This window comes from Fibrella aquatica, from assembly GCF_041321135.1.
Taxonomy (GTDB): Bacteria; Bacteroidota; Bacteroidia; order Cytophagales; family Spirosomataceae; genus Fibrella; species Fibrella aquatica.
This window is the reverse complement of record NZ_JBGGWF010000015.1, coordinates 102840-125630: the sequence shown is the minus strand read 5'-3', so window position 1 is coordinate 125630 and position 22791 is coordinate 102840. Positions and strand designations below refer to the sequence as shown.

At 49.9% G+C, this 22791-nt stretch carries 21 protein-coding genes; 6 read left to right on the top strand and 15 right to left on the bottom strand.

Annotation, left to right across the window (positions count from 1 at the left end; genetic code table 11):
- Positions 1-88: 88 nt before the first annotated feature.
- A complete protein-coding gene (locus ACAW87_RS23565; RefSeq protein WP_370726113.1) occupies positions 89-850 on the top strand; it encodes a glycosyltransferase family 2 protein in 762 nt (253 codons plus the stop codon).
- 93 nt (positions 851-943) lie between these two features.
- On the opposite strand, the gene lon is transcribed toward ACAW87_RS23565, so the two are convergent.
- The 8 genes from lon to ACAW87_RS23525 all read right to left on the bottom strand — a co-directional run bounded on the left by lon (position 944) and on the right by ACAW87_RS23525 (position 9510).
- Complete coding sequence (gene lon, locus ACAW87_RS23560; RefSeq protein WP_370726112.1) at positions 944-3478, bottom strand: endopeptidase La; 2535 nt, start codon at positions 3476-3478, stop codon at positions 944-946.
- A gap of 158 nt (positions 3479-3636) precedes the next feature.
- Positions 3637-4221 (bottom strand): DUF6702 family protein, encoded by a 585-nt coding sequence (locus tag ACAW87_RS23555; RefSeq protein WP_370726111.1) that lies wholly within the window; start codon positions 4219-4221, stop codon positions 3637-3639.
- A gap of 4 nt (positions 4222-4225) precedes the next feature.
- Positions 4226-5548 carry an RIP metalloprotease RseP gene (rseP, locus tag ACAW87_RS23550; RefSeq protein WP_370726110.1) on the bottom strand — a complete coding sequence of 441 codons (1323 nt, stop codon included), beginning with the start codon at positions 5546-5548 and terminating at the stop codon, positions 4226-4228.
- A 115-nt stretch (positions 5549-5663) separates the two neighbouring features.
- On the bottom strand, positions 5664-6839 hold the full coding sequence (locus tag ACAW87_RS23545; RefSeq protein WP_370726109.1) for a 1-deoxy-D-xylulose-5-phosphate reductoisomerase: 1176 nt from the start codon (positions 6837-6839) through the stop codon (positions 5664-5666).
- Positions 6820-7125: a HepT-like ribonuclease domain-containing protein gene (locus ACAW87_RS23540; protein WP_370726108.1), complete on the bottom strand. Its 306-nt coding sequence runs from the start codon at positions 7123-7125 to the stop codon at positions 6820-6822. Before ACAW87_RS23540 ends, ACAW87_RS23545 begins: the two co-directional genes overlap by 20 nt.
- A 55-nt stretch (positions 7126-7180) precedes the next feature.
- The gene (locus ACAW87_RS23535) at positions 7181-7462 is read right to left on the bottom strand and encodes a nucleotidyltransferase family protein (RefSeq protein ID WP_370726107.1); all 282 of its coding nucleotides are present in this window, start codon (positions 7460-7462) and stop codon (positions 7181-7183) included.
- 35 nt (positions 7463-7497) lie between these two features.
- The gene (locus ACAW87_RS23530) at positions 7498-8994 is read right to left on the bottom strand and encodes a GH3 auxin-responsive promoter family protein (protein ID WP_370726106.1); all 1497 of its coding nucleotides are present in this window, start codon (positions 8992-8994) and stop codon (positions 7498-7500) included.
- Positions 8995-9126: 132 nt separating this feature from the next.
- Positions 9127-9510 carry a TraR/DksA family transcriptional regulator gene (locus ACAW87_RS23525; protein WP_370726105.1) on the bottom strand — a complete coding sequence of 128 codons (384 nt, stop codon included), beginning with the start codon at positions 9508-9510 and terminating at the stop codon, positions 9127-9129.
- Between the two features lie 422 nt (positions 9511-9932).
- Between ACAW87_RS23525 and ACAW87_RS23520 the strand changes: the two genes are divergently transcribed.
- Positions 9933-11207 carry a Glu/Leu/Phe/Val family dehydrogenase gene (locus ACAW87_RS23520; RefSeq protein WP_370726104.1) on the top strand — a complete coding sequence of 425 codons (1275 nt, stop codon included), beginning with the start codon at positions 9933-9935 and terminating at the stop codon, positions 11205-11207.
- Between the two features lie 188 nt (positions 11208-11395).
- Here the strand turns inward: ACAW87_RS23520 and ACAW87_RS23515 are convergent, their stop codons facing one another.
- On the bottom strand, positions 11396-12517 hold the full coding sequence (locus ACAW87_RS23515) for a flavin-containing monooxygenase (protein WP_370726103.1): 1122 nt from the start codon (positions 12515-12517) through the stop codon (positions 11396-11398).
- Between the two features lie 693 nt (positions 12518-13210).
- On the opposite strand from ACAW87_RS23515, the gene ACAW87_RS23510 reads away from it, so the two are divergent.
- Entirely contained in the window at positions 13211-14761 is a 1551-nt protein-coding gene (locus ACAW87_RS23510) for a hypothetical protein (RefSeq protein WP_370726102.1), read from the top strand.
- A 292-nt stretch (positions 14762-15053) separates the two neighbouring features.
- Complete coding sequence (locus tag ACAW87_RS23505; RefSeq protein WP_370726101.1) at positions 15054-15476, top strand: SHOCT domain-containing protein; 423 nt, start codon at positions 15054-15056, stop codon at positions 15474-15476.
- Positions 15477-15641: 165 nt separating this feature from the next.
- Here ACAW87_RS23505 and ACAW87_RS23500 read toward each other — a convergent pair whose 3' ends face one another.
- Entirely contained in the window at positions 15642-16316 is a 675-nt protein-coding gene (locus ACAW87_RS23500; protein ID WP_370726100.1) for a LytR/AlgR family response regulator transcription factor, read from the bottom strand.
- Entirely contained in the window at positions 16313-17392 is a 1080-nt protein-coding gene (locus ACAW87_RS23495; protein ID WP_370726099.1) for a sensor histidine kinase, read from the bottom strand. The genes ACAW87_RS23500 and ACAW87_RS23495 overlap by 4 nt, the downstream gene beginning before the upstream one ends.
- A 182-nt stretch (positions 17393-17574) precedes the next feature.
- Here ACAW87_RS23495 and ACAW87_RS23490 point away from each other — a divergent pair, with 182 nt between their 5' ends.
- On the top strand, positions 17575-18660 hold the full coding sequence (locus tag ACAW87_RS23490) for a redoxin domain-containing protein (RefSeq protein ID WP_370726098.1): 1086 nt from the start codon (positions 17575-17577) through the stop codon (positions 18658-18660).
- Between the two features lie 34 nt (positions 18661-18694).
- On the opposite strand, the gene ACAW87_RS23485 is transcribed toward ACAW87_RS23490, so the two are convergent.
- Complete coding sequence (locus ACAW87_RS23485) at positions 18695-19132, bottom strand: hypothetical protein (RefSeq protein ID WP_370726097.1); 438 nt, start codon at positions 19130-19132, stop codon at positions 18695-18697.
- Positions 19129-20040, bottom strand: coding sequence for an RNA polymerase sigma factor (locus tag ACAW87_RS23480; RefSeq protein ID WP_370726096.1), 912 nt, complete (start codon positions 20038-20040; stop codon positions 19129-19131). The genes ACAW87_RS23485 and ACAW87_RS23480 overlap by 4 nt, the downstream gene beginning before the upstream one ends.
- Before the next feature lie 795 nt (positions 20041-20835).
- On the opposite strand from ACAW87_RS23480, the gene ACAW87_RS23475 reads away from it, so the two are divergent.
- A complete protein-coding gene (locus tag ACAW87_RS23475) occupies positions 20836-21006 on the top strand; it encodes a hypothetical protein (protein ID WP_370726095.1) in 171 nt (56 codons plus the stop codon).
- A gap of 335 nt (positions 21007-21341) precedes the next feature.
- Here ACAW87_RS23475 and ACAW87_RS23470 read toward each other — a convergent pair whose 3' ends face one another.
- Both ACAW87_RS23470 and ACAW87_RS23465 read right to left on the bottom strand, forming a co-directional pair.
- On the bottom strand, positions 21342-21899 hold the full coding sequence (locus ACAW87_RS23470; RefSeq protein ID WP_370726094.1) for an RES family NAD+ phosphorylase: 558 nt from the start codon (positions 21897-21899) through the stop codon (positions 21342-21344).
- 9 nt (positions 21900-21908) lie between these two features.
- Complete coding sequence (locus ACAW87_RS23465; RefSeq protein WP_370726093.1) at positions 21909-22667, bottom strand: MbcA/ParS/Xre antitoxin family protein; 759 nt, start codon at positions 22665-22667, stop codon at positions 21909-21911.
- Positions 22668-22791: the final 124 nt, after the last annotated feature.

Below are 22791 nucleotides of genomic sequence, written 5' to 3'. Positions count from 1 at the left end.
GCTCCAGCTTCGGTAGTAAAGTGATTAGCTGTTTACAACTACCGAAGCTGGAGCCGCAGCGGCGGACCGTTTCGGTGCTACACATTCTATGATTTCCATCATTACGATAACCTACAATGCCGAGCGCTTCTTAGAGCGGACGATCAAGAGCATCGTGGCGCAAGAGGGTGCTGTGTTGGGCGTTGATTACGAATATATGGTCGTCGACGGTGCATCGACGGATGGTACGCTGGCGATTGTTCTGCAGTATGAAAGCCGTATCTCGCGTTGGCAATCGGAGCCTGATAAGGGTTTGTACGATGCCATGAACAAAGGCCTGCACCTGGCCACCGGCGATTACGTCTGGTTTATGAACGCGGGCGACGAAATCTATGATTCGCAGACATTGGCGAGGTTACTCGGTCAGGTACGTTCCCGGCATCCTGATGGTCCGGCCGATGTGTATTACAGCGATGCGCTATTCGTTAATGAAGATGGCTCATCCGTTGGATTGCGGAGCGAGGTAACGCCACATACATTGCCAAATAGGTTGCGCTGGCAGGATATGGCGTTGGGCATGAAGGTCAGTCATCAGTCGTTTATAGCCCGGCGTGAACTCGCTCCTGATTATCCCGTAATAAACCTCAGCGCTGATCTGGACTGGGAAATACGCTGCCTGAAGGCGGCTACGCGTGTCGAATTTGTGCCGTTTGTCTTGTGCAAATACCTTGTCGGTGGCCTCTCCAAACAAAAGCACCGCCAATCGCTGATTGACCGGTTCAAAGTTTTGACCTGGCATTTCGGGCTATTGCCAACCCTATTGAACCACGCACGTATTGTGTGGCGGGCAGTTGGGCATAAAAAAACGTAACGCGGACTTCAGTCGGGGAGGCCTAGTCCGCATTGTTTGCTAAACGAACAATGCGGACTAGGCCTCCCCGACTGAAGTCCGCGTTACGTTAAATCAATTCAGCGCGCCTACTTTCTCGGCAACTGTCTCTACCGACGTTACTACGTCACTTACTTTTTCGTCGGGCAGAATAAACTTCAGTGGTTTGCTCACCTGCTGAGGTAGCAAGGCTACGTCGAGCACCTGACCAACAGTGTCTACATAATGGAAGGTCAAATCCTTCACGTAGGCTGGATTGATTTCTTCGATGTCTTTGCGGTTTTTCACGCACATGATGATCTCTTTCACGCCCGCCCGGTTCGCCGCCAGAATCTTCTCCTTGATACCACCCACGGGCAACACTTTACCGCGTAGGGTTACCTCGCCGGTCATGGCCAGGTAAGGAAGAATTTTGCGTTGCGTGAAAATCGATGCCATCGATGTCACCATCGTGATACCTGCCGATGGACCGTCCTTTGGCACGGCACCCGCAGGTACGTGAACGTGAAGATCGTAATGGCTGAAAATACGGTAATCGATGCCAATCTCGTCGGCATGAGCTTTTAGGTAGGAGAGCGCCGTCATGGCCGACTCTTTCATCACATCGCCCAGTTGGCCCGAGAGCGTTAACGCTCCTTTGCCCCGGCTGAGGCTGCTTTCGATCAAAAGAATTTCGCCGCCAACCTGCGTCCAGGCAAGGCCGGTCACAATGCCAGCAATGTCGTCGTCGGAATACAGATCTTTGTCGAAGATTTCGGCACCCAACAGCTTGGGTACGTCGGCGGGCTTGACGGTCTGATTGTAGCTTTCTTCCATCGCGATCGACTTCGTTGCCTTTCGGACCATCGCGCCAATCTTCTGTTCCAGATTCCGCACGCCCGATTCGCGGGTATAGCCTTCGATAATGCGCAAGATCGCTTTATCGTCGAACGCCAGATCTTTGGTCTTCAGACCATGTTCCCGGCGTTGCTTTGGAATCAAGTACTTCTTGGCAATCTGCACCTTCTCTTCTACGGTATAACCCGTAATGTCGATGATCTCCATCCGGTCGCGCAGGGCGGGGTGAATGGTGTCGAGTGAGTTGGCGGTGGCAATGAACAAGCACTTCGACAGATCAAACTCAACGTCGAGGTAGTTATCGACGAACGTTGAATTCTGCTCAGGGTCAAGTACTTCCAAAAGTGCCGATGATGGGTCGCCCCGAAAATCGCTGCTCACCTTATCGATTTCGTCCAGAATAAACACCGGATTCGAGGTGCCGCATTTACGGATATTCTGGATTATTTTGCCGGGCATGGCGCCGATATACGTTTTACGGTGACCCCGAATCTCGGCTTCGTCGTGAACGCCACCGAGGGCCATCCGGCTGTATTTACGGCCCAATGCTTTGGCAATTGACCGGCCCAGCGAGGTTTTACCCACGCCTGGAGGACCATACAGACACAGAATGGGCGCTTTCATGCCTTCGGTGGCCCGCTCGCTTTTCAGCTTCAGCACTGCCAGGTATTCCAGCACACGTTCTTTTACTTTCTCTAGTCCGAAATGATCACCGTCGAGAATTTTCTGCGCCCGTTTCAGGTCGAAATTATCTTTCGAAAATTCATTCCAGGGCAGGTCTACCATCAATTCGATGTAATTCATCGTGATGGGGTATTCCGGGGCCATGGGATTGCTACGCTGCAGTTTGCTCATTTCTTTATCGAAATGATCTTTCACCGCTTTGGGCCAGTGTTTTTTGCTGGCTTTAATGCGCAACTGCTCCAAGTCGCGGTCGGGATTATCCATGCCCAACTCGTCCTGAAGCACTTTCATTTGCTGGCGCAGGTAATAATCGCGCTGCTGCTGATCGAGATCGAGGGTTGCTTTGCTCTGAATTTCGCGTTTCAGCTCCAGCAACTGCACCTCTTTCAGCATGTATTCTAGCAACAGCTGAGCTTGCTGAACACCTTCCAGTTTTTCCAGAAGCATCTGCTTATCAGCCACATCAGCGTTGATGTTCGATGATAAAAAGTGAAGCAGAAACATGGGGCTCTCAATGTTATCGAGAGCAATCCGGGCTTCCTGTGGAATTTCGGGGTTCAGTCGAAGAATCTTGTAGGCTGCTTCCTTCAGGGTTTGCAACAGCGCTTTCCCCTCTTTCTTGGTCGCATTGGGAAACGAGTCGTCGATTTGCCGCACGGTAGCCGTCATAAACGGATCTTCCTGGGTTATCTTTTCAATCTCGAAACGCTTCTTTCCCTGAATGATAATGGTAATGTTGCCATCGGGCAGCGTAATCATCTTGATGATATAGGCTACCGTACCGATGTTATACAAATCGTCGGGCGTAGGTTCATCTTTCTGCTGACTGTTCTGAGCCACCACACCAATGATCCGACTTCCCTTATATGCTTTCTTGACAAGACGCACTGATTTCTGACGCCCTACCGTAACGGGAACAACCATACCCGGAAACAACACGGTGTTGCGGACGGGTAGAATGGGTAAATGTTCGGGCACTTCATATTCCACGTCGTCATCGTCGGGCGAGCCTAGTGGAATCATTTCAATACTGTCTGAATCTGAATCTGCCAAAAATAGATCGGCAGCTAAATTATTGGGGAAAATCATAGGCGTTTCTGCCAAAGTGGCAGTAAGTAACGTATTGAGTGGTGCAGTGTCGCGTCGAGGAGGTAGAAAGGGAAGTCGGGCAAGGAATGTGCCAGACGAATATACCTTTGATTATGTCCGAACGGTGGCTGTATTGGATGAAGGTAGCCGATTTTACCCTAAAGCGATACTGCCTGCACCGGTTGATTGTTTCGGAACACCACTGTTTTCTTCTGCTGATTGTATTGAATGTTTACTAAGTTGACCTGGTCGCTGAACAAGTCCATTAATATATCCTGCTTGATCACCACATTCCTGAATGTGTCGGCTCCGGCAGCGGGCATTTCCAGATACACCCAGTGAGCGTCTGATTCTTGCTCATAGCCGATGTAGGTATATGGTCTTGGTTTTCGTTGCGAATCAGCCATCACAAAATGCTTCCGTACATAGCGTTCAAGCACCTGATCGGGTTTGGTCGGGCCACCAAACTGAATAGGCTTACCCCCGTTTTCTTTAGTCAGAGCCGTTTCCAGATCATCCGTAAACATCCGAATGCTAATCTCAACCGTCTGCGACTTCGCGGCAAACTCCATCTGAGTCAGACTAGTATGGAAGTCGTGGACATGGAAGGAGAAAAAGAGAAGGGGGAATAGGGGGAAGAGAGGGAGAATGGAGGAAAGGGAGAAAGGATGCTTCGTTCTCAAGCTTTTACCCTGCGCAGTTCCCTTTCCTCCTTTCCTCCATTCTCCCTTTCCTCTCTTCATTGTCTTACTTGAAAAAGATGTCATTCAGGAATGCGAATGCCATTAATCCTAACAGAATCACCATACCTACACGTTGTGCGCCTTCCACGAATTTATCAGACGGTTTACGGCCCGATACCATTTCGTAAAGCAGCATAGAGGCATGACCACCATCCAGGGCTGGAATAGGCAAGGCGTTCATGAAGGCAAGGGCCATAGACAGCAACCCGGCGAGTGACCAGAAGCGCGTCCAGTCCCACACACCGCCAAACATCTTGGCAATGCCAACCGGGCCGCTGATTGCTTTCGACGGAGATACTTCGCCTTTGAATATTTTGGCGAACCCGCGAATGTTATCGTAAATAACACCAAATGCCCGCTCGGTTCCTTTTGAAACGGCTTGCCCAAAGGTGTAATCAACGTGCGTTTCTTTCAGCAACGAGTTCGGAAAGAAACCGATCGTTCCTTCATTCGACACAACCGGGCGGATAGTCAGCGCCTGATTACCGCGTTGTAATCCTAATGTAATAGCCTTGCCTTTGTTGGCCTTCACACCTTCCTGCACTTCGTGGAAAAACGCCGTTGGCTTTCCGTTGACGCTGGTAATTCGGTCGCCGGTTTTCAAGCCTGCTTTTTCGGCTTCTGAACCCAGTTGCACCTCGGCAATATCGAAAGGGAAAATAGGGGCGATAAACTGACCGGCTGTCTCTTTGCTTGAGAACTTCTCGGCCAGGTCATTAGGTACGTCGATCCTGATTCGTTCCATGCTTCCGGTGGCAGTGGCACGTTCAACAGTATAATAGCTGTTGTTGCCAAGCAACACATCGGGGCTAGTCACATCGGCGATGTTATCAAAGGGCTTGCCGTTGATCTCAACGATACGGTCACCGGTTTTAAGGCCGATCTGCTTGCCGTATTCAAGGGCCACAATACCGTATTTTGCATCCTGGGTAGCAATGTAAGTACTGCCGAGGCTGTACATGAGCGCTACGAAAATGGCAATACCGGTGATAATGTTTACGATGATACCGCCCAACATCACAATCAGGCGTTGCCAGGCTGGTTTGGCGCGAAACTCGTATGGTTGTGGAGGCAGGTTCATCTGGGCCGTATCCAGCGACTCATCGATCATGCCCGAAATTTTCACGAAACCACCCAGTGGAATAGCGCCAAGACCATACTCAGTATCACCTTTCTTGAAGCTGATAACTTTGGGTGGGAAGCCGATGAAATATTGCTCTACGCGCATGCCAAACATACGGGCGGCTACTAAGTGCCCCAACTCATGAAGGCCTACTAAAATTGAAAGGGCCAGCAACAGCTGACCAACCATGATTACTGTTTCCATCTATTACTTTAAATACCGGATGCCGATTATGTTGACCAAGGTTCGTGTGTAGGGGCGACCACGATGGGTTGCCCCTACACACGAACCTTGGTCAACACAGCCAACTTTTTATTTTCTAAACAAAAGTACCAATCTTTTCGGTCGCAATCCGGCGGGTTTCTTTATCGGTGGCTACATAGTCTTCGTAGGTGGGATTTGCCACAAACGAAGCGTGCTGCATAGCGGCCTCGATGACATCGGAAATGCCGAGAAAGCTAACCCGATCATTCAAGAAAGCGTCAACGGCTATCTCGTTGGCTGCGTTGATGATACAAGGCATATTGCCGCCTTTGTCCAACGCATCGAACGCCAGTTGAAGGTTTCGGAACGTACCCAGATCGGGTTGCTCAAACGTTAGCGACGGATAATTGGTAAAATTAAAACGTGGGAAATCTGATTTTAGCCGATTTGGGTAACCGAGTGCAAACTGAATCGGCAATTTCATGTCAGGCAAGCCCATTTGCGCCTTAATGCTGCCATCTTCAAACTGCACCATCGAATGCACAATGCTTTGTGGATGCACCACTACCTCGATCTGATCGGGACGCAGGTTGAACAGCCATTTAGCTTCGATTACCTCCAGCCCCTTGTTCATCAGCGTGGCCGAGTCGATAGTGATCTTTGCGCCCATTGTCCAGTTGGGGTGTTTCAGCGCCTGCGCGCGGGTCACCGTTTCTAGGTACGTTCGGTCTCGCCCCCGGAAAGGTCCACCCGACGCTGTCAGTATGATCTTCTCAATGGGATTATGAAACTCGCCGACGAGGCACTGGAAAATGGCCGAATGCTCGGAATCGACGGGGTAGATGTTTACGCCCCGTTCGGCGGCCATGCGGGTAATGAGTTCGCCCGCGACCACCAGCGTTTCTTTATTGGCCAAGGCAATGGGCTTGCCCGCTTCAATGGCCTTGATGGTCGGTAGCAGGCCGGCATAACCCACCATAGCTGTCAGCACCATATCGACGGTATCCATCTGCACTACTTCGGCAATGGAATTCAAGCCTGCGTATACTTTAATATCGAGCGGATCGAGGGCCGAAAAAACGGTATCGTAGCGCGATTCGTCGCAGATGACCACCACGTTGGGACGTACCTGACGGGCTTGCTCAATGAGCAGGTCGGCATTATGGTTGGCGGTGAGCACTTCTACCTCGAACTGATCGGGGTGGGCCAGTATTACCTCAATGGCCTGAGTGCCAATAGAGCCCGTAGAGCCCAGAATGGCAATACGGCGTTTAGGATTCGGATTCGTCATTTAGTCGGTAACACAAACATTGAATATGACTATAATGAGGGGAATCGAGCGCCGCCTTGAGCGCAGCAGGTTCGTAATCAACCTCATCTAGCATGGGTAGGAGAATGGATTTAAGCGGCAGGAGTTCACGCTTACTGGTATTGAAAACCGGTTTAGCATTAACACCCCTGTAATCGTGTGCTAAAAAATCACGCATACCGGCCATTTGCCGCCAGGGTACAGTAACGTGAGGAGCTTTAATCGTTCTGTCAATTTTCTTTGTTTCTTCGCCAATAACGAGAAGCAAACTCTAGGTGGCGTTATAATTAAGTTGATCGTTTGCCCAAACAAACTCGTCTGCTTCAGAAAAGCCTTTGATATAGATCGTTATCTTTTCGATGCATTTCAGAATAGTACAGATGTAGATCAGGTTCTACTACTGAACATTTTTGCATGGCGTACTTCACAAATGGGTTCATCACCTTTTCGTTAATCAGATCGATATCGCTTGCCGGTGATTGCTCATTACGGGCGAAACTGCCGTATAATTCAATCTGACAAACGGCAAACTCGGCCTGCAGGCGCTGTTTGAGCTTACTCAGCGTTGTCAGAATAAAAGTAGAGTCGATTTGCTGCGTTGTCATAGATGTTGCGGTGGCTGCGCTTCCATAACTCAAAGCTAACGCATTACCTGCAAAAGCCCGTCGGCGAGGGTGCGGTCGTTGCTGAGGCGGGGGACCTTGTTCTGTCCGCCGAGCTTTCCCTGGCTTTTCATGTACTGTTGAAAGGCACCGCGTGGCAGGGCTGTTAGCTTCAACGGTTGCAGAATAGCGCCGCTGATGAGGTCTTCGTAATACACATTCAGCTTGGCTAATTGCGAATCCAGATCCTGTATGAAACGGGTTGTGTCGCGTGGCGGCTGGCCAAATTCGATGAGCCACTCGTGATATGGTAGCCCTTCTGACGGGCTGACCATTGGGGCAACCGTAAATTCAACGACCTCTGTTTCGGGCTGCTCCTGCATGGCGAATTGTAGGGCTTTCTCGACTTCCTCACCAATAACGTGCTCGCCAAAGGCCGAGATGAAGTGCTTGATGCGCCCTGTCACCACAATCCGGTGAGGATTGCGGCTGACGAACTTCACGGTGTCGCCCAGCGAATAGCCCCACAAGCCCGCGTTGTTGTTGATGATCACAGCGTAATTGACCCCCAGCTCAACCTCTTCGATGCTCAGGCGGGGTGGGTTCTCGGCGAAATACTGGTCGGCGGGGATGAACTCGAAATAGATGCCGCTATCAGCCAAAAGTAGTAGTCCCTCGGCGGTTTGCGAATCCTGATAGGCGATGAATCCCTCTGAGGCTGGGTACGTTTCGATGCTATGAATGCGCTTGCCGATGCTCTCGAAGAGCCGGTCGCGGTAGGGAGCGAAATTCACGCCGCCGTAGACAAACACCGAGAAATTGGGAAATACGTCTTTGATAGCCTTGCCCGTTCGCGCCTGAATACGGTCGAAGTACATCTGCACCCAGGGCGGAATCCCCGAAATCAGCGACATATCTTCAGTCAGCGTTTCGTCGATAATTCGGTCGAGTTTGGTTTCCCAATCCTCGATTGTGTTCGTCTCGTAGCTCGGCATCTGGTTCGAGCGCAGGTAGGCCGGAATGTGGTGATTCACAATGCCCGACAGCCGTCCGGTATGAATGCCCGCTTTCTCGCTCAGCTCCGGGCTGCCCGACAAAAAGATCAGTTTCTTATCCAGAAAAGCCGAATTACCGGTTTCATCGACGTAACAAAGCAGCGCATCGCGGGCGGAGTTAATATGGTTGGGTAGCGACTCCTTTGTCAGCGGAATGTATTTTGTTCCTGAGGTCGTTCCTGACGTTTTGGCGAAATACGCCGGTTTACCGGGCCACAGAATATCGAGTTCGCCATGGGTAACACGCTCGATGTAGGGTTTCAGGGCTTCATAATCCCGTATGGGCACGGCCTGCCGGAAATCGGCCTGGGTACGTATGTCGGCAAAATGATGATCGCGGCCAAACTGTGTCTGCGCCGCACGATCGACCAGTTGCCTAAACCAGCGTTGCTGCGCGTCACCGGGCTGTTCGCGCCATGCCTGTTGCCGTTGCCGAACCCACTGGGCCAGCGGTTTACTTAAAGTTGAGCGAATTCCCATACAGGCACAAAGTTACAGTTTTCGGGAATAAGGGTTTTTCTATCAAAAAAGAGGCACTGACTTAACCGGAACGTACCTGTAACGCCGGGTAAATCAGTGCCTACCTGTTTTTACTGTCGAAGACAGCCTTATTTATGACCGGCGAAGCTTGGCTTCGATGGTTTGCTGCGTATGCGGAACGGCGCGAAGGCGTTCCTTTGGAATCAGTTTGCCCGAGTCGATGCAAACGCCATAGGTACCGTTTTTGATGCGCACCATTGCTGATTCGAGCTGGTTGGTGAATTTTTGCAGGCGCGCCGCCAGTTGGCTAAGGTTTTCGCGTTCGCTGGTATCGGCTCCATCTTCCAGTGGTTTTGAGTTGCCCGATGTGTTGTCGGTACCACTGTCGTTCCGTTTGCTAAGCGCTTCCTTAATGTAGTTTAATTCACTACGGGTGGCCTCGAGTTTCTGCGAGATCAGCTCCCGAAACTCTTTCAAATCTTCTTCCGAATAACGCTTTCTCTCTTCCTGAACCATCTGTGGGTTGTATTATATGTTGGGTACTGTCCGGTGAATACCACAACAAAAATACAATGCTGTTATCGTCTTTTCAATAAAACATAAGACCGCTCAAACTTTTTCAGAAAACTTACCCAATTGATTATTAACCAAAGAGCAAACCAATATTCTGAATTGAGTTCATTTGCAAGAGAACTATTCGGCCAAAGACAAGAGATAGCGAACAATATACGCTGCGGTTATATTAAACGAATCAAAGATAAAATAGGCTTTTATTACTGATTCGTACATATTTGGTATGTTTACGGCGCTTCTAAAGGTATGAGCGTACAAGACAAACAATAAGAAAAAAAGAACCTTCTGGCCACGATTTTGCTTATTAACATCTTGCTTCTCTGCGTTATAGCACAGAAATCAGCACAGACTAAAATCAACTAGTGATGGGATATATTGAACCAGCTCCAATTAAAGACAAAGAAAATCCGCTTCAATCCATGATGTCGCGTTTCGACGCAGCGGCCCGGCTGGTGGGCATTAGCGACGAGATGTATGACATTCTGAAGGTACCGGCCCGGCAAGTAATTGTGGGCTTACCCGTTACAATGGATAATGGAAGCATCCGGGTTTTTGAAGGATACCGCGTTATACACTCCAATATTCTTGGCCCATCGAAAGGTGGAATTCGCCTCGACCCGGATGTTCACCTCGATGAGGTGCGCGCTCTGGCTGCCTGGATGACCTGGAAATGCGCCGTTGTCGACATTCCGTATGGTGGGGCCAAAGGTGGTATTGCCTGTAACCCACGCGAAATGTCAGCCGGTGAGATTGAACGACTGATTCGGGCCTATACCGTACAGATGCTCGACGTGTTTGGCCCCGACCGCGACATTCCGGCCCCTGATATGGGTACTGGTCCGCGCGAAATGGCCTGGATTGTTGACGAGTATTCGAAAGCAAAGGGCATGACTGTCAACGGGGTAGTGACTGGTAAGCCACTTGTTCTGGGTGGTTCACTGGGGCGTACGGAAGCTACCGGACGTGGTGTTACCGTAGCTGCTTTATCGGCGATGGATAAACTGCGAATGAACCCATACCGGGCGTCGGCGGCTATTCAGGGTTTTGGCAACGTGGGCTCGTTTGCGGCCGAACTGCTGCATGAACGGGGTGTAACGGTCAACGCGATCAGCGATATTTCGGGTGGTTATTACAACGACCGGGGTATCGACATCACCGCTGCGCTGGCTTACCGGAATGCCAACAAAGGCACGCTGGAAGGATTTACGGGTGCCGAGAAAATCAGCAATGAAGAGCTACTAGCCCTGGCGGTCGACGTGCTGGTGCCGGCGGCTAAAGAAGACGTAATCACCGACGAAAACGCGCATACTATTCAGGCGCGCATGATCGTAGAAGGTGCCAACGGCCCAACGTCTGCCTCGGCCGATGAGATCATCAACAGCAAAGGCATTATGGTGGTGCCCGACATTCTGGCCAACGCCGGTGGTGTAACGGTATCGTATTTCGAGTGGGTACAAAACCGGATCGGTTACAAATGGACACTCGACCGCATCAACCGCCGCGCCGATCGCGTGATGAAAGATGCCTTCGATCGCGTCTTCGAAACGTCGCAAAAATACAAAGTGCCTATGCGCCTGGCGGCCTACATGGTTGCCATTGAAAAAGTAGCGAGCACATATACGTACCGCGGCGGATACTAGGATTTACGAACGGTTCGCCGCTGCGATGCGAATTGTGATTTACGATTGAAAAAGCGTCGATCTCCAGATTGGAGGTCGACGCTTCTTTGTTGGGTACGTTCGTAACGCGGACTTCAGTCGGGGACGCCCAGTCCGCATTTTTCGTGTGATAAACAATGCGGACTGGGCGTCCCCGACTGAAGTCCGCGTTACGAACGTACTAACTCCTCTACAATTCGCTCTGAATCGAGGCGGATGCCGCGGAGGATGCCTGTTAGGGGCAGGGCAAAGCCCAGAAAATAAAGGCCTTGCAGGGCTGGGTTTGTATCCCAAAGGCCGCGGGGATAGCCTTTCTCGTTTAGTATTTTTCGGCTTAGATCGGGGGCTAAAATGTCGGAAAGGCCAGTGCGGTAACCCGTAGCCAGTACAATAACGTCGAACGGGTCTTCGCGGCCGTCGGTGAAGGTTACGGTGTTCTGATTCACCTGCGCAATACCGGGACGTACGGCAATAGTGCCTGCTTTGATCTGATCGATGGTGCCAAGATCGATGACGGGAATTTTGCCCAACACCCGGATTTGGTACGATGACGGATAAGGTGGCGTGATGAGCCCGTATTTCGATAAGTCGCCGATCGTCAGCTTCTGCGAGACACGAGCAGCCAAATCGTAGAGCCAACTGGGTAGCTTACTCATTTTGATGGCCGACGGTTGGGTAGGTCGGCCAAAGGTGTCGCGCTTGGCAATGTTGACCGGCCCGCGTACCGAAATGGTGGGGAAAGCGCCTTGTTCCTGCAGATCGAGGGCGAGTTCGGCCCCGGTGTTACCCATACCTACAACCAGCACCCGTTGCCCCGTGAAGGCCTCTCCAGTCTTGTACTCGCGGCTATGGAGCACTTTGCCCCGAAAACCATTGAGGCCAGGTACGTTGGCCTGAAAGGGAACCCGGTTATAGCCAGTACATACCACTACTTTATCAGACTCGAACGTTTGGGTGTTTGTGATGGCCCTCCAGCGGCCATCCTGGGTACGTTCCAGCGTTTGAACGGACTGATTGAACAGCGGTTTAATGTCGAAATGAGCAATGTACTGTTGCAGGTACGTTACTAGTTGGTCGCGCGACACATAGGTGGGGTAATTGGCCGGGTAGGGGAGGTGTGGTAAGGCTGATTCTTCTTTTACCGTATGCAAACAAAGCCGATCGTAGTGCTTACGCCAGGCTGCCCCTACGTTATCGGTGGCTTCGAGCAACGTAAACGGTTGATTCAGTTTAGCCAGTCTGCCTGCTACTGCCAGTCCGGCCGGGCCAGCGCCGATGATAAGGGTGTTCATAGAGCTATGTTCTACCAAAGGGTGAATTTACTCCCTCGTATGCGCTTTGATTTTGCCTTACAAAGAAAAAAAGGTTAGTCCGTTCATTCTAAGTCATTTTAGCTTGATTATAAGTGAGTTCTAGTCATTCGAAAGCTACCAAATACCACTGACGAGTCTCCCTGGTATTGACTTCAACTAATAAGCGGGCACAAGGCGGATGGGTTTTAGAAGAACGACTGCTAGTCTACTTTATCCAGGTGGATGTAACGTGTTTACTATATATTTACGCTACAGTTAATCTATAGAAGTTTATCTTTTTAGCTCATGCGAAACAACTACCTTCTCATTATCTTTCTTCTTTCAATTACAAGCTGCTCTCAACTGTTAGCACAGACTAACTACGTGGTTAATACAGCTAACTCAGATACGCCAGGCATTAGCAATATAATAATAGGTCCTAATGCGGGGAACGCTTCAACGACAGGGTCTTCGAACATATTCGTTGGCACGAATGCAGGCAACTATAATACAACGGGTAGTTCTAATGTGTTTGCAGGCAGTAGTGCAGGCTCCAGAAATACAACAGGTAATAGTAACACATATGTTGGCTTTCTGGCAGGGCAGAGAAACACAATAGGCTCCGCAAATGTCTTCTTGGGTTCAACTGCAGGACAACAAAACACTGCAGGAGGTGCAAACGTGTTCAGTGGTGTGCAAGCTGGTGCCTCCAATACAGAAGGTTCCAATAATGTCTTCAATGGATTCAGTGCGGGTTACCTTAACACAACGGGCTCTGGAAATGTATTTACAGGCGGCGGCTCAGGGGGAAGTAATACAACGGGCTCCGAAAACGTGTTTACGGGGTTTCTCGCAGGTTATGCCAACACCACCGGTCGCCAGAACGTCTTCACTGGCCCTTCTGCAGGACGACGAAATACGACGGGTAATTATAATGTATTTATTGGCGAACAGGCTGGTACTTCTAATGATATAGGTAACAGCAATGTATTTATTGGCTCTTCGGCAGGCAGTAAAAATATATCGGGTGAGAGGAATGTATTCAGCGGAAAAGAAGCAGGTCTCTTTAACACTACGGGGAGTTACAATACATTTACTGGTCAGGCAGCTGGTTTAAATAACACAACGGGTGACAACAATGTATTTAACGGCAATAGGGCTGGCTTTCAGAATAAGACAGGCTTCAACAATACTCTCATCGGTAACCAGGCAGGGATTTCCACTACCACAGGATACAGTAATGCTGTCTTGGGTGGGGAAGCGCTAAAGCATAATCTGACAGGTGCTAACATCGTGGCAATCGGTGATTCTGCAGGTATCAACAATAAAGTATCTGGTAGTCTGTATGTCGGTAGCAAAGCTGGTTTTACTAATCAAACGGGACTACAAAGCACCTTCCTTGGTTACCAGGCGGGGTATAATGCCGTAGCTGACTCCAATACGTTCGTGGGCAATCGGTCTGGCTATACGACCACAACTGGTAAGGGAAACACCTTTGTTGGTACGGCATCAGGCCGGGGTAATGCTACCGGTAGCCATAATACATTCGTGGGGAATGGAGCCGGACCAGTCAGCGGCAACGCTGATGACAACGTGTACATCGGCTATAACACGGAACAAGGGCAGAGTGGATCTATGATCACTGCGGACGATCCTGATGCTGATCTGCTGGCTACTAATCTGCACAACTCCACAGCGATCGGATCGGGAGCCAAAGTAGCCATCAGTAACGCGCTGGTACTAGGCAATAACGTTAATGTGGGAATAGGCACCTCAGCGCCTGCCACACGATTAGAAGTAGTCAGTTCCGAGATCAATACCAGCGGTCTGCGCCTGAGCCATCTGACGGCCCGTAGTCCAATCGCACATAGTACGGATCAGTTTCTAACGGTAAACGATCAGGGAGATATCATTAAGGCTCGCTACCAGCTGCGTATTAACAAGGCTAGCGAATGGAGCGATAAGGTTTTTGCGCCCGCCTATCAGCTTCGGCCTTTGGAGTCAGTGGAGAGCTACGTGCGGGATAAGGGTCATCTGCCTGGCATACCATCGGCCGAGGAGGTCGTGAAAGAGGGCGTTGACCTGGCTAAGATGAATGCCCTGTTGCTTGAGAAGGTGGAGGAACTGACCCTGTATTTACTTCAGCAAAAGAAGGAGTTGAGTCAGCAGCAAAGGGATATGATGCAGCAGCAGAAACGGATTGACCAGTTAGAAGAGACAGTTAAGCGAGTGATCAAACGCTAACGTACCGGTTGTTGCGAGTGCATCAGGGTCGGGTGGGTGGTTCCCCCGACCTTTTTTATTGGCCCAAGCTGGCGACGTCGATTATGCAGTAAAGAGAAAACCAGTAGCGAATACAATTAACCTACTATTCAAATAGATTTATTAAGATTGTAACAGTTCTAAAAAATCTGACTCAATTACGGATAAAATTTTATTGACTCTGAGCTTAGTAGGCCTATTGGGTAGTGACAGTCAAGCTCAAATTGCAGGTAAGCAAAGCAAGGAGCCTGTTACTTTACCGGACGGAATCACCGTGAACGCTGGAGATACCCTGCACTGGGGAAAGGGATCGACGCCTTATGGGGATTTCAAATACGTTGTTCAACCCCTGAACATGCTGGCAGGTACCCGCGAGCAATCTCTTGACCGTCGTTACACCGGCCAGTGGGCCATCGTCAAACACTTCAAGGTACAGTCGGTCAAAAACGCAGGGAACAAGACGGTAGCGGTCGTTAATCCGTTTAGCGGCTACAATTTTGCCGTTGACCTTGTGCCGGCTATCGAATCCGGGGAGATCATTGCTGTGAACAGTCGACGAGTTGGCGCCAGACCTGCGGAATCGGCTAAACCAGTATCGGTGGCCGACGAGCTGCTAAAGCTCAAACAGCTACTTGATGCGGGGGCAATCACGCAGGGTGAGTATGATGCCCAGAAAAAGAAGCTGCTCAATAATTGATAGTGTAGTGCGTTACACGGACAATTAAAAAGCTGGGACTTACCCCGGCTTTTCTCGTTAAATCACCCCTCTGCCGGTCGACTCTAGTCCTGGATCCGTTCAAACACCGCTGGCAGGGTAAATTGGATAAAGAACTGTTCGAGGTAAGCAACAGAATAGCGTCAATCAGCTTAGCTGGCTCAAGATGTGTCTGTAGCTTTCCCCTACAGGGATGGCCGTTTGCCCAATGGTGATACGACTCTTGTCGGCGAGCTGGACGAACGAGCTGTTGACCAGATACGACCGGTGCACCCGCAGGAAAGGCGGAGCTGGCAGCAACTCGCACAGGTATTTCATGGTCATGTGCGTCAACAGCTTCCCGCCGGTCGTGTGCAGGAGAATGTAGTCCTTGACCGACTGGGCGTAGAGCAAATCCGTATGCGCTACTTTTACTAGTTGGCCGTCCACTTTGAAGTAGGTGTGGGTTTTAAGCACTGCTAGCGGGGGAGGATATAGTTTCAACAACTTGTCAATGGCTCGGCAAAAACGCTCATAAGCAATCGGTTTGAGCAGGTAATCAACCGCATCCAGTTCAAAGCCGGCCAGCGCGTGTTCCGCGAAGGCAGTCGTAAAAATGACGGCGGGCCCAGCCTTTAAGGACCGAATAAAATCCAGGCCGTTGATGCCCGGCATTTTGATGTCAAGCAGCAGTAAATCTACTGGCTGACGATGCAGCACCTCAAAGGCTTCAAGGGCGCTGCTACAGGTTTGGACCAGCTCCAGAGACGGCGTACGACTGATGAAGTGTTCTAGCACGTCCTGGGCCAGCGGTTCATCGTCTATAATCAGACAGCGGATCATGCAGTTTGTAGAGTCAGCGTGACTCGGTAAGTAGCTAACTCGTCCAGCACGTCGAGTTGATATTGACCAGGATAAAGCAGGTCGAGTCGCTTGTGCACGTTAGCCAGACCTACCCCCCGGCTACTTCCTATTTTTGGGGACACCGATTTACTATTCTGAACGACCAGGACCAATTCATTTTCCGTCTGGCAAAGCACCACGTGCACGAAACCATGCTCAACTTCCTCTTCCAGGCCATGCTTAAAGGCATTCTCTACAAAGGGTAACAGCAGTAGGGGCTCTATTTGGTATGTGGGGCGAATGCCTTGCACCTCGAAATGAATCTGACTAGTGGGCGGATACCGAATCCGGGCCAGTTCGATAAAGCCGCCCAAAAAGTTAACCTCTCCCTGAAGGGGAACGGTGCGCTGCGTGGTTTGGTAGAGCACATACCGCATCATTTCTCCTAGTCGGGCTATCATGGGTGCCGTGTCGGCGGATTGTTTCAGGGCCAGGGCGTAAATGTTATTCAGGGTGTTAAAGAAAAAATGCGGCTGGATCTGGGCTTTAAGGTAGCCGAGTTCGGCTACTAGTTGCTGCTCGGTTAAGGCTTTGAGTTGAGCCGCCTGCGTTAAGGACCGCACCAGAAAAGCCAGGCCCAGCAGTGGAATGATCGCCGCGATCAACAGGTAATTGATGGGGAAGCCAATTATAGGCCGCTTCAAACTACGCAGGGCCCGCCGCTGCAGGTCATCGGCGACAAAGTCGGCCTCGGCGACGGCCCAGTTGATAACGTATTGATTGAAGACATGATAGACCACCACGAACCCAAGCGTGGCGAGCAGTATGCCCACCAGATTACGCTGAAAAACGTAGCGCTTCAAGAAGCCCCAGTAGTATAGCCCGTAAGGAAGGAGTCTTAAAAAGTCGGTTACTACCCGGTAGCCCAGACTTTCGGTAAACTTCCTGACGTCATGCTCCTCATAGGTGCTGTACTCCAGATCACTGATGAGCGACAGGCCAAAGCAGAGAAAAAGCAGGAAGAGACATTCCAGTTTAAGGTAAGGGCGGCTTAGTAGCCGGTAGCCAGTATCCATGCCGAAAAGTAGGCATTTCCGATCAGGTCACCCGCTTAGCCTTCCCACGTTTCGACTAACCTCCCTTTTTTTTAGACGAAACCCGTCCCGACGCCCTTAGTCGAAATTACCAGGGGGCTGGTCGAATACGTCGGTACTAACGCGAAAGAGGCACCTACATTTGCCCAAAACAACGCCTATTTATGACTTCTTTCACTAGTTTGCTTGCCACCACCTTGTTGCTATTCACGACCTGTAGCCCCACTCAGGCCCAGCAGGGGTATACAATTAAAGGTACCGTGATGGGGCTGCCTGACAGTACCTGGCTCTACCTGCGTACGAATGAACCATTTGATTCCTGTCAGGTCTTCAGCGGGCAATTTACCATGAGTGGTCGGCTAGCTGAGCCAGCGAAACGGGTGCTGCTGCATACCCGGGGCTTTACCAATTATGTCAGCTTCTGGCTGGAGAACACCCACCTCAGCCTGAGCTTGCAAGCTGGTGGTTTCAAGCAAGGACGCATTAGTGGTTCAGCTACGCAGGATGAGTCCAAGCGACTAGCCGCCTTGCACAAGCCCATCGATCACCTTATCGATAGCCTCGACCGGTACCGACAAACGATTAAGGACCCTGTCCTCCGCAAAGAGCTATTGACTCAACGCCAGCAACTGGCGCAAAGGAACACGCAAATCGATACTGACTGGATCAAAGCGCATCCCGGCTCCTTGTTTGCTACGGAACTGCTGAACACCTACGCCACCTCTTGGGGAGTAGCTATGGTTCAGCCGTTGTACGATCACCTCAGCGCAGCAATGAAAGCCAGCCAGCTTGGCCAGGAAGTGAAGCAGTACCTGGCAGTCTATAGGGGAGGAAACATCGGTGACCAGTTCCTGGATTTTGAGCAGCCGAATCCGGCAGGACGCCTAGTCAAACTATCTGAGGCGAAAGGTAAGTACACTCTGGTTGATTTTTGGGCCAGTTGGTGTGGCCCCTGCCTGGAGGAGACACCTGTCCTCAAAGAGATTTATGGCCGGTACAAAGACCAGGGTTTTACGGTGGTAGCGGTATCCCTGGACAACAACAAAGCGGCGTGGCTCAAGGCGATTGAGATGGGCAAAACACCCTGGGAGAACGTGACCGATCTGCGGGGTGCCAAGAATGTAGTCGCCTTAACGTACGGCATCAATGGAATTCCGGATAACTTTCTGCTGGACGAGAAAGGCATCATTATTGCCCGGGGGCTGCACGGAAAAGCGCTGGACGACAAGCTCAGGCAACTGCTGCCCTGACCTTAACAGCGACACGCCCTAGGGGCGTGTCCTGCTATTGGATTGTCGGTAAAGAAGGCTCACGAACTAGTTTCCAATCTAAAAACTGAAACACTAACAGACTGAACAAGCTGAAAAGGAGTATTCCCTTGAATGGCTTTATCGACAGAAGGCCGTTTAGCAGATCGGTGGTTTCTCCATCAAAAGGAAGTAGTAAAACGGTGCCGATCAGTAGGCACAAAACTCCCCTCAATATCAACCAGCTATACACCCCTGCGACATCAGCTGGAGCCGGTCGATGAACGTCAAGTCGGCTCATAACTTGATCCGAAAAGTCGGGCGTGGCCTGGATGGGCAGTGGTTGTTTAATTTCATCAAATACCCGCTGGTATAGGCGAACTTCATTGGCATCAGCTACCGGGTTGGTATCGGCCAATGGTAATCCCGCCTCCAGCATCTGCTGAATTTGCTGATCAGTGAAGTGGCTTTTCATGAGTCTTCTTTAAGGCTAATCGCCAGTCGGTCTTTCAACAACTTACGGGCGCGGAACAAGTAGCTTTTGATGGTACCAACAGGCATACCGGTAATCTGTTCAATCTCGGCGTGCGAAAACTCTTCCAGGTGATACAAAGTCAGCACCACCCGGTAAGATTCGGGCAAGGTGTCAATTAATTTCTGGACGTACGACGAAACGTCGGATTGAATTAATAGCTGCTCGGGGGTGTCATGCGTAAACTGTAGCTGATCAACAGGCTGGGCGCAGTCGGTAGAATTAGACGGAAATTTTCTCAGGTAATCGATCGCCGTCAAATAAGCGATACGGGCAATCCAGGTGGCTAGTTTGGACTCAAAGGCAAAGGTATTCAGTTGCCTGTAGACCTTGATGAACACTTCCTGGCTAATATCTTCGACGTCTTCGGGCGTCGTCACGATTCGCTGGACAACATGAAAGACCAGCCCCTGGTATTGCTTCACCAATACTGAAAACGCTTTCCGATCTCCCCCTTTTATCTGTTGCAGGACCAGTTTCATATACCCGGCCAGGGTGTAGTCGGTATACTGCAAACTTTTGTGCGTTAGCCGCTTTTCGACGCGGGCCTCCTCGACGAACCTGACAATGTAAGCGGTAAACGTTTCCTGAACAGGTACGGCCTCTGCCGGCCTGGCTTTCACCTTATCGAGTTCACGATCAAGGTGCTCTTTGATGACGGTATTATCGATCGGGACAGCGGCCATCTGAAGGCGTGTTACAACCCGAACAAGTGCAGCGCGGTAGCGGTCCAGGTTCGCGTTGATCGTTTCATGCTCAGCTCGTACTACCTTATTCTTCTGGTTTGTATAGGCCCTTTGATCGGCCGTTTTCCACTGGAAGGGCTCGACAAGCTGGCCGGTTGAATACACGAACCGCTGGTTACTGTAGCGTTAAAAAAGGGAGATGAGCGTCGGACGGGTAGCCCGAGGGTCCTTCAGTAGAAACCTGACGGCTCCGCTTTGTACGGCTTTCATTAAACGTTCGCTGGTTTGATCAGGACCAAGTTACGTTGAATTGTCATCCGGTTGACGGGTGGGTTGACGGTTTTAGTTGACGGTACTTCACTCTTTCCCGAAACGTGTAGTAACGAAAAAAGGCTAACTCGTTCATAGTGAGCGGAATTGCTCTGAAACGAATTAGCCTTTATTCAACTATAGAGCCTCCTTGAAGGCTCAATACCATTGCGATAACCTTCTCATAATGAGTAGATTATAAATTGTTACGCATAGATCGGGTGCCCGTTAGGGGGCGTAATTGATTTTATTGCGCGAAGACCCCTAAGATAAGCAACGACAATACCTTTTACAAGGGTCGATTATAAAATATAAGTAAGTACTACACTGTCTGACTTATTTGATGGTTTAGGCTGTTCAATTCTTGTTTTACCCTGTATCATTGACGGTATGTTACGCGGCGGCCGTTACAGGAGATTAACGTGTACTCCGACAACTGGTTCTTCGACACTTTTGGTGAAAGCGAGTAGTTTTATGACATGTTCTCCGCTTATGACTCTCCGCTAGGTTTTTTGCAATAATCCCGACTGCCAGCGAGGCATCTTTACCTATCGATTCAGCCATCAGAAACCCTATGGGCGCTAGTTTGATCAGTGTCAGCAACTGCTACGACAGATCGGGTTGAATTTGGACGGGCGATTGGGTAGTGGAATGGATCGGCTCTTTGGCCTCTTCGTCAGTGGCACGACGTTACTGAGACGGGTGCGTCAACAGGCGCCGGGTGTGATTGCTGCGCCCCACATGTTGGGCGTCGACGACTGGGCCTTTCGAAAAGGCAAAACCTACAGCACCATCCTAGTGAATATGGAGCCACAAGTGTAATTGATTTATTGCCGGATCAGGAGAGGCAAACGCTCAGAAAATGGCTGGATAGTTACCCCGGTGTGGAGATCATTAGTCGTGACCGGGCCGGGCCATGGAGGCGAGTACTTATGCGCTAGCTGTTATGTAGGTGGTGCCCCGAGCCATATAGGTGGTCGACTGCTGGCAACTACAGACGGGTCTGGCGCGAAATACAGTTCGTAAATACTGGTTTTGGTCAGTTTTTCAAGCGAAGACTCGGAGCCGCTGTACACCAAGCCTTCAGTTCAGACTGGCCTACTTAGTGCCGGAATACTCGTAGAGCGAGGTAGCTTCGTCGTATCAGTAAGATTACGTTAAGGAGTCTTATGCTCTTTGGTTGGACTTTTACGTAGTCTAGCCAATTCTGCTTGTGCCTCATTAAGCAACTCTTCGAGCGTTTTCTTCTCGAACTTTCGGTGTATTCTCTCATCAAAGCTGTAGTCGATCGGTCTTCCGATTCTCTTCACCTTTTTGAATAATTTATGCTTAGGGTTGATCAAATAATTCCAATCTCCCGGCGAAGCTACGGAAGGCACTTTCAGGCATAGATAGAGATTCTCTGCAATCCAATCATTTGTTATTTTAGAGAGAGTCGCACTTGCACTGTCCAATTGCCAATCATCGGGCAGGTCCACTATATTAACCTCCTTGACTGAACCGTCAGGCACCTCAATAACTGCTTTACCGTAGTGGTTCTTCTTGGGCTCAGCATTCTTTAGATGAGCCAAGTATTCTAGCACGCATACAGAGGGATTTGACCCTGTATATAGGACGGGGACGCCCACACTGTTCCACCGCCCTCCGTTCAGTTCTGCTCCTTTTCCCGATAAGTCACGAATGTATTTTTTACTAGAGATTCTGAATACGTGCATTATTAAATATTAGGCCATAATGCCGTGTTCAAATCGTCCCAATAACTGCTTTAACAAATCAAGATCCCCTCCCTCCACTAGTAAGGATATGGGTTTTTCCTGTTGTAAAGATTCGTTTGGGGTAAGCAACCATTCAAGAAAATCGCGCTTTTCTGAGAAAATATTTTTTGCAATCGAGTTCCAAATGTCTCCGAAGTGGGGGATTGCCTCAGTTCCATCTTTTTCCTGAGCCAGATGCCCTGTCTTTTCCGTATTACTTAATTTAAGAAGAAGCTTTCGGTATCCACTAGATGGTCGCCTTACGATGCGTCTTTTAAGTCTAGATGCTATGGTGAAATTTGAAATTCCCCCTAAAAGGGTTCTTTCAATCTCTCCAGCCTCTCCCTTTTTCTCGTGCGCAAAATCTATAATCTTAATCTGTGTATCACCTGATGACAGAATCTTTCTGAGTTGGCTAGCTATATGTAAGTTACTACCCTTACGCTTTACCGTAACTCTCTGCCCAACACTGAGTCCTGTCGGCAAAGTAACCTCATCGTTAGCCGCAAACCTTGCGTTTCCTGTCTTAATTGCGAATACCACATATGCCCCGTTTGATTCAGCAGTCCACAGGCGACCAATCTGTTTTTGCGGATCAAATGATATTATGCGAGCTTTTTGTTGTTCTGACATAAATGCTACTGTAATGCGGTTCAATGTATTAGAAATAGAGGACGCAATTTCTATTCTCAAATATACATAACAAATTACCCGCGAATGTAGTGCCATTTTTGAGGGTATGGGGCTTTATCATATTGCTAGTCAGCAACTTGTTTACTTATCGGTATAGGAGAGCCATTTGATGTACATATAAGGGTATGTTAGGTTTCACTATTATCTATTTATGTATATA